Origin of the sequence: Falsiroseomonas oryzae, from assembly GCF_027856955.1 — a bacterium.
In the GTDB taxonomy this organism is placed as follows: Bacteria; Pseudomonadota; Alphaproteobacteria; order Acetobacterales; family Acetobacteraceae; genus Falsiroseomonas; species Falsiroseomonas oryzae.
This window is the reverse complement of the sequence record NZ_JAPSMD010000265.1, coordinates 1-7,563: the sequence shown is the minus strand read 5'-3', so window position 1 is coordinate 7,563 and position 7,563 is coordinate 1. Positions and strand designations below refer to the sequence as shown.

At 73.5% G+C, this 7,563-nt stretch carries 5 protein-coding genes; 2 read left to right on the top strand and 3 right to left on the bottom strand.

The features are described from left to right. Together OZN99_RS20985 and OZN99_RS20980 are read right to left on the bottom strand one after the other, a co-directional pair. A partial coding sequence (locus tag OZN99_RS20985) for a phosphoenolpyruvate carboxylase (RefSeq protein WP_270937206.1) occupies positions 1 to 2,289 on the bottom strand: 2,289 nt, incomplete at its 3' end. Between the two features lie 62 nt (positions 2,290 to 2,351). Then, complete coding sequence (locus OZN99_RS20980; RefSeq protein ID WP_270937205.1) at positions 2,352 to 3,899, bottom strand: ABC transporter substrate-binding protein; 1,548 nt, start codon at positions 3,897 to 3,899, stop codon at positions 2,352 to 2,354. A 93-nt stretch (positions 3,900 to 3,992) separates the two neighbouring features. Here OZN99_RS20980 and OZN99_RS20975 point away from each other — a divergent pair, with 93 nt between their 5' ends. After that, a complete protein-coding gene (locus OZN99_RS20975) occupies positions 3,993 to 5,543 on the top strand; it encodes a M81 family metallopeptidase (protein WP_270937204.1) in 1,551 nt (516 codons plus the stop codon). Between the two features lie 67 nt (positions 5,544 to 5,610). Here the strand turns inward: OZN99_RS20975 and OZN99_RS20970 are convergent, their stop codons facing one another. Next, positions 5,611 to 6,486: an NmrA family NAD(P)-binding protein gene (locus tag OZN99_RS20970; RefSeq protein ID WP_270937203.1), complete on the bottom strand. Its 876-nt coding sequence runs from the start codon at positions 6,484 to 6,486 to the stop codon at positions 5,611 to 5,613. 93 nt (positions 6,487 to 6,579) lie between these two features. Here OZN99_RS20970 and OZN99_RS20965 point away from each other — a divergent pair, with 93 nt between their 5' ends. Further along, positions 6,580 to 7,506 carry a LysR family transcriptional regulator gene (locus OZN99_RS20965; protein WP_270937202.1) on the top strand — a complete coding sequence of 309 codons (927 nt, stop codon included), beginning with the start codon at positions 6,580 to 6,582 and terminating at the stop codon, positions 7,504 to 7,506. Positions 7,507 to 7,563 lie beyond the last annotated feature (57 nt).

Here is a 7,563-nt window from a genome sequence, read left to right as displayed (position 1 = left end):
GTCCAGCCAGGGGCCGGGGTCCAGCGTGTCCACCGCGGCGCGCAGCACGCCGATGTCTGAACAGGCCGCGGCGTGGGAGGCCATGGCCAGCGCGCGGGCGAAGCGCGGGCTGCGGGCGCGCAGGTCGGCGAAGGCGTCGGGGTTGGACGCCGCCGCCGCGCCCAGCCCGTGCAGCGTGTTCGCCAGCCAGCCGAGCTGGTGCAGGATCGCGTTGTTGGGGATGGCGCGCAGCTGGGACGGGTGGGTGATGCGCGCGGGGCCGCCGAGGCCATCGGCCTGCCGCGCCGCGGGGCGAGAGCCCGTGCGGTCCAGCAGGCCCGGGCCGAAGGCGCCGAGCAGCGCGGCATAGCCGGGGTCCTCCACCAGCGCCGCCATCTCCTGGCGGATGATGGCGAAGAAGTCGGCGCCGAAATCGGCCTCCGCATAGATCGGGTCCGGCGCGGCCTCCGGCTCGGCGAAGGCGTGCTCGGCGATGCGGGCGACGGAGGCGGCGGCGAGCTCGGGCGTGCCGAACAGCATGTAGCCGTCGCCGCCCTGGAAGCTCGTCTCTTCCCGCAGCTTGAGCCCGGCGCCGCGCAGCGCGTTGCGCGCGGCGGGCGGCGAGAGGTAGGCGAAGCGGTCCTTGAGGCCCGCCGGATGCGCGCCTCGGCCGATGCTCTCGCCATGCGTGTCGAACAGCACGAGCTCGATGCCGGAAAGGCCGTGGCGCTTCAGCTGCTCCACCAGGCGCAGCTTGAGCCGTTCCGCCAGGTAGGAGGCGGCGAGCTGGCCGACATAGCGGCCGGAGTCGGAGTAGCCGAACTGCAGGCAGAGCCGTCCGTGCAGCTTGAGGTAGGCGCGGAAATGCGGGCTGCGCAGCGCTTCCTCCAGCACGCGCTCGCCGCGTTCCAGCGCCTCCGCCGTCTCGAACAGCGGCGAGATCTCGACATGGCGGTCCACCGCGAAGCGCTTGGCCAGCCACAGCGCCGACAGCAGCGTGTAGCCCGTCTCCGTCTCCGCGATCAGGAAGCGCACGGGCTGGCTGGCATCCACGTGCTTGACGATCTGCGCCACCGTCATCATCAGCCGCGCGGCGGAGGCCTGCTCGGCCAGCAGCGCGCCGAAATCCACGGGCTGGGTCTGCACCTCGGCCAGCGCCGCGTTGAGGTGGGCGAGCAGCCCGCGCCGGCGCGACATGTCCTCCGGCGCGTCGGCGATGCCGAGCCGCTGGCGGATCGCGTTGTGCAGCTGGGACGCGTTCAGCCGGAAATGGGTATGCGCCAGCGCCAGCCCGTGCCCGGCCAGCCCGGCCCGCGCCACGGCCAGCGCCATGCGCGTCGCATCGTCCGGCGCCGTCGCCAGCGCAGCAGCGAACTGTTCGACCAGGCCGGCGGTGTCGGTCAGCGCGTTCTCGCGCCGCTCCACCAGCTCCCGCGCGAAGGCCTGCACCTGGGCGGGTTCGGCGCTGCGCGGCGCGGCGGCGATCTGCGCCGCGACCGCCTCTTCCGCCGCCGTGGCGCGGGCGCGCAGCACCGCGGCACACTCGCCGAGCGGGGCAAGCTGCGCGACCAGGCGCTGCAGCTGCAGGCGCTTCATCATCAGGCGCAGCCGCATCGTGTCCCACCAGCCGATGTCGGTGCGGCCATCCGTGTCGTAGCCCACCCAGGACGCCAGCAGCACGGGCCGCGGCAGCAGCGCGAGCCAGCGGTCGCCCCAGATGCCGCGCGCGGCTTCCAGCAGCGCCTGGGCGAGGCTGTCCAGCGCGTCGCGGCCACGCGCGATGGCCTCAGCCGCCTGGTCGAACTCCTCCTCCAGCGTCGGGGCGGAAGGGCGGTGCGGCAGGTCTTCCGGCAGCGGCGCGCCCGCGGCGGCGCGGGCCAGCGCCGCGGCGGTGCCGCGCGGCAGGGAGAAGGTGGGATGCGCGGTGAAAACCGCGGCGAACCGCGGCCGCTCCACCGCATCGCGATAGGCGGCGAAGGGGACCGGGCTGTCCTCCGGATCGGGCCGCACGAGGCGGGCGGCGAGGGTCGCCATCGCCGCCTCGGAGTCGCCCAGCCCGACATAGGCCGCCAGGCGTTGCGCGCGGTGGGTGGCACCGCCATGCGCCAGCCGCGCGATCATCCGCGCCGCCAGCGCCGCGTCCAGCCTTCCGTCGTCGAAGCGCCGGCTGATCGCCAGCGCGATGGACAGCACCGGGTCGCCGAAGGGGTCGGCCACGGCGGCTTCCCGCGCCTGGCGCAGGCGCTGGAGCAGGTCGGCCAGCATCTCGCCGGCCGGGTCGCCAGGGGGGTGTGGTGCGGCGTCGGTCATCGCCGGTCATGCTGCACCTGCGAAGGTGGCCGGCGCCAGCGGAAAAGGGCCCGCCGGCCGGGCTAATCCGGCCGGATCATCAGGGCGTTGAAGCGGCGCTCCGGCCGCGGGGTGACGTGGATGCCGCGCTTCGCCGCGAAGTCCCAGGACGGGTGGAAGATCGGGATGATGGCTGCCTCCTCCATCGCGGCCTCGATGGCCGCGTGCAGCTTCGCGTTGCGCCGCTCCGGGTCGATCTCGGAGAGCGCGTCCTGGATCAGCGCATCCAGCCGCGGGTCGGAGAAGCGCGTGCGGTTGGCGTTGCCGTAGCCGCGCCCGGCTTCGAAGCTGTGCACCAGGGCGCGCGGGCCCTCGCCGGCCTCGTTGGTGCCGTACTGCGCGATGAAGGCGGAATAGGCCTGGCGGCTGGCCTCGGCGAAGAAGACCTGGCCGGCGACGCCGGCCACGCTCGCCTGCAGCCCGATGCGCGTCCACATCTGCGCCACCGCCTGCGCCACCTGCTCGTCCTTCGGGTAGCGGTCCGTGGTGGCGTGCAGGGTCAGGCGGAACCCCTGCGGGAAGCCGGCCTCGGCCAGCAGGGCGCGGGCGCGCGCCGGGTCGAAGGGGGCGGGACGCAGGTTGGGGCTGGTGCCCTCGATGCTGCTCGGCAGGAACTGGCTGGCGGGGGTCGCGCTGCCTTCCATCAGGCGCTGGGTGATCGCGCTGCGGTCGATGGCGATGGAGAGCGCCTGGCGCACGCGACGGTCGGACAGCGGGTTGGTGGCCAGCCGCTGCCCGTCGCGTCCGGCGACGAACGGGCTGTCCGCGCGCACCGCGTCCATGGCGATGTAGTGCACCACCGCCGCTGGCCCGCTGAACAGACGGAAGCGCGGATCGGCGGCGATGCGCGCCTTGTCCGCGGTGGGCACCAGGTCGATCGCATCCACGTCGCCGGCCAGCAGCGCCGCGACGCGGGACGGATCGCGCGCGATGGTGCGCATCTGCACCGCCCGCCAGGGCGCACGCTGGCCCCAATAGGCGTCGTTGCGGGTGATCGACAGGCTCTCGCTGTTGGTCCAGCCGGCAAAGCGGTAGGGGCCGGTGCCGTTGACGCGGCCGGCGTTGAAGTCGCCGGTGGTCTGGCCGGCGTCGCGTTCCGCCACCAGCAGCACCCGCGCCAGGTCGCCGGGCAGCGTCGCCGTCGGCGTGTTCGTCACGATGCGGATGCGGTTCTCCGCGACCACCTGCACCTCGCGGATCGGGCGGATGAACTGGGTGAACAGCGCCGGGCTGTTCGGCACGTTCGGGACGCGGGCGAAGGTCGCGGTGATGTCGCGCGCCGTGAAGGGCGTGCCGTCGTGGAAGCGCACGCCAGGGCGCAGGTCGAACTCCCAGGTGTTGGCGTCCAGCATCCGCCAGGCGGTGGCCAGGGCGGGCTTCGTCTGCAACGCCTCGTCGATTTCCGTCAGGCCCTCGAAGATCTGCGGGTGGGCGTTGCCGGCGGGGAAGCCGTTGAAGAAATGCGGGTCCATCGTGTTGAGCTGGAGCCCGGTGGCGATGGTCAGGTTCTGCGCCCCCGCCATGCCCGTGCCCAGCGCCAGCAGTGCCGCCGCGAAAGCCACCGTGCGCATGCCTGCCTCCTCTTCCCGCGCCCGGCATCCTGCCCTTGCGGCATGGACGCGCCAAGCGCGCGATCCTAGCCTCGCCCCGGGAGAGGACACGACATGGCCAAGGCACCCCGCATCGCGCTCGGCGGCTTCATGCTGGAGAGCAACGGCCACGCGCCGGTGGCGACGAAGGCGGAGTTCCAGGCCGGCTGCTGGCTGGAGGGCGCTGACCTCGCCGCCGACCTGGCGAAGCCCGCGCCGCGTGGGCCGACCGGCCTTTCGGGCTTCATCCAGGCGATGGATGCGGGGCGCCCGTGGGAGCCCGTGTACACCTTCGCCGCCACCGCCGGCGCCTCTGGCCCGATGGACCAGGCGGCGTTCGAGGAGGTGTGCGAGCGCATCTGCGCAGGCATCCGCGCCGCCATGCCGGTGGATGGCGTGTTCCTGGCGCTGCATGGCGCCGCGACCGCCACGGTGGACCGCGATCCCGACGGCACGCTGCTGCGCCTGGTGCGCGAGATCGTCGGTCCGGATGTTCCCGTCCTCGCCACGCTCGACCTGCACTGCAACGTCTCCTGGGAGATGGTGAAGCAGGCCGACATGCTGTGCGGCTACATCACCAACCCGCATGTGGACCAGGCCGAGCGCGGCGCCGAATGCGCTGCGGTGATGCGCGCGATGCTGGGCGGCATGCGGCCGCGCATGGCCTTCGTGAAGCTGCCCTTCATCCCGCCCGCGACCAGCCAGAACACCGCCGCCGGTCCCTATGCCGACGCGATAGCCTTCGGCCGGCGCTACCTGGACCACGAGGTGCTGAACGTCTCCGTGGTCTCCGGCTTCTCGCTGGGGGACACGCCGAAGAACGGCCTGTCGGTGATGGTCACCACGCGCACCGACACGAAGCGCGCGCAGCAGGTGGCGTCCGAGATCGCGGGCTGGATCTGGTCCACGCGCGCGAAATGGGTCGCCAATCTCACCACCCTGGAGGAGGCGACGCGTCTGGCGCTGGAAGTCGGGCGCGATGCGTCGAGACCCTCCCTGCTCTTCGCCGACGTCGCGGACAACCCGGGCGGGGGCGGCCGCGGCAACACCGCCTTCATCGTGGAGAGCTTCGTGACGGCGGGGGTGGAGGGCGCGGTCTTCGGCATCCACAACGACCCGCAGCTGGCGGCGGAGGCGCATGCGTTGGGCGTCGGCGCGCGCTTCCGTGCGCGCTTCAACCGCGACGAGACCAACGCCTTCTCGAAGCCCTTCGAGGCGGATGCGGTGGTGGAGGCGCTGTCGGCTGGCGACCTGGTCGGCCGGCGCGGCATCTACAAGGGCCGCAGCGTCAGCCTCGGGCCCACCGCGCTGCTGCGCATCGGCGGGGTTCGCGTCGCCGTCGTCACGCAGCGCCGCCAGCTGGCGGAGCCGCGGATGCTGGAGATGCTGGGCGTCGATCTGCGCGCGGTGCGGTCGCTGGTGGTGAAGTCGCGCGGCCATTTTCGCGCCGGCTTCGACGATATCTGGACGCCGGAGCGTATCATCGAGGTCGATGTGCCGGGGCTGACCACGGTGGTGCTGACCCGCGTGCCGTGGCGCGAGGTGCCGCGGCCGATCTACCCGCTGGACCCGGAGATGCCGTGGGAGGCGCCGCGCGCCGGCGATGTGCCGGTGCGCGGCGGATAAGGGTGCGTCACGCGGCAGGCTGCCGCTGGATCCGGGCGGAGCATGCCCGGACCTGGCAGGGCGCTGGTCAGGCCGGCACCTTCAGGCGTGCCCAGGCGGCAACCGTCTCGTCCAGCGTCACACGGCCGCGGCGGCGCTCGCCCTGGCCCGAGAAGCGGATGTGGCCGCTATTGATGCCGTCATACATCTCGGCGATCAGCCGGGCGTAGGCGTCGCCCAGGCCGGCCTCGCGCAGGATGCCCTCCCAGGCCGCTCGCGGCGGCTGCACCGGTACGACCTCGCGCCCGAGCGCCTTGCCCACGGCTGCCGCGGCGTCGCGCGCGGAGTACTCGTCCGGCCCGGAAAGCTCGACGAGCGATGGGGCATCCGGATCGGTCAGCAGCTCGGCCGCCACGCGGCCGATATCCGCCGTCGCGACCATCGGGCGGCGCGCCTCGAGCTCCGCCAGCATCGTCGGCAGGATCCCCTGCGTCGCGGCCAGGTCGAAGACGCTCCGCCAGTTCTCCTGGAAATAGCTCGGGCGCAGCCGCGTCACGTGCGGCGCGGCATCGGCCAGGATCGCCTCGGCACGGTGCAGGCCGAGGATCGGACCGGTGCCCGATGCCAGATGCGCGCCCTCCGAGGAGAGCAGGACCAGCCGGCCGAGGCCGGCCGCGCGCGCGGCCTCCCGCACCGCCGTCGCGACCTCGGCGTAGTAGGCGACCGGGTCGGGATGCGTCGGCGCCGGTGGGATCATCACATAGGCGGCCTCGGCGCCGTCGAAGGTTTGGCGCAGCGCGCCGGGGTCGGTGACGTCGCCCGCCTCCAACTCGACGCCCTGGGTGGCCCAGGCCGCGGCGCGGGCGGGATCGCGCACCAGGGCGCGCAGGCGGTGGCCCTGCCGGAGCAGGGTGGCGGCGGCGGCTGAGCCGGTCTGGCCGGTGATGCCGATGAGGGCGAGCATGGCGTCTCTCCTGGGCTGCGGCGGGGCGCCGCGGTGCCGGCCAAGCTGGTCCAGCCGCTGGCATTACTCCACTGCATGTTTGATATTCAGATCATGCGTCAGGTGAATTTGCGGGGCGTGGACCTGAACCTGCTGGTCCTGCTCGACCTGCTGATCGAGCACCGCAGCGTCACCGCTGCGGCGCAGGCGGCGAACATGAGCCAGCCGGCGATGAGCCGCGCGCTCGGGCGGCTGCGCGCGCTGCTGCGCGATCCGCTGCTGGCGCGCGGCAGCCAGGGCCTGGTGCCGACGCCCGCCGCGCTCGCCCTCCAGCCCGCGTTGAAGCGCCTGCTCGGCGAGGCGGCGGAGCTGGTGGCGCGCCGGCGCTTCGACCCCGCCAGCTGGCGCGGCCAGATCGGCATCGCGGCCACCGACCACCAGACCATCCTGCTGCTGCCGCGCCTGATGCGCCGCGTCTCGCGCGAGGCGCCGCTGCTGGAGGTGAAGGTGGTCCCCTTCCTGGCGAGCATGCTGGACGAGCTGCGCGACGGCCGGCTCGGCCTGACCTTCGGCATCCTGGAGCAGGCGCTGCCGCCCGGGCTGCGTCGCGAGGCGCTGTATCGCGACGACTTCGTCACCGTGCTGCGGGCCGGCCATCCGGCGCTGGAGGATTGGAGCCTGGAGCGCTTCGTCGCGCTGGAGCATGTGCTGGTGACGGTGCTCGGCGAAGGGCGCGGCGCGATCGATTCAGCGTTGCGGGAACGCGGGCTGGCGCGACACGTGGCGCTGCGCCTGCCGCATTTCTACGCCGCGATGGCTGTGGTGGCGGAGAGCGACCTGGTGGTCACGCTGCCGCGCTCCATCGCGGTCGGCCACGCCGCGGCGCTCGGCCTTGTCGCGCTGGAGCCGCCGCTGGCGCCGCCGCCCTTCACCGCCGCGGTGATCTGGCCCGATGTGCTGGATGCCGATCCGGGCAATGCCTGGCTCCGCAGCCTTGTGCGGGAGGAAGCGCGCGGCATCGCCGGCGCCATGCCGCTGTAGCGCGGGGGCGCGCGCGGGGCGTGCCGGCGCGGTTCGACGCGCGGCCCGGCCCGGCGC

Excerpts from the sequence above, each read along its gene's own strand:
- OZN99_RS20980 (WP_270937205.1), bottom strand. The coding sequence starts at position 3,899 with ATGCGCACGGTGGCTTTCGCGGCGGCACTGCTGGCGCTGGGCACGGGC.
- OZN99_RS20975 (WP_270937204.1), top strand. The coding sequence starts at position 3,993 with ATGGCCAAGGCACCCCGCATCGCGCTCGGCGGCTTCATGCTGGAGAGC.
- OZN99_RS20970 (WP_270937203.1), bottom strand. The coding sequence starts at position 6,486 with ATGCTCGCCCTCATCGGCATCACCGGCCAGACCGGCTCAGCCGCCGCC.
- OZN99_RS20965 (WP_270937202.1), top strand. The coding sequence starts at position 6,580 with ATGCGTCAGGTGAATTTGCGGGGCGTGGACCTGAACCTGCTGGTCCTG.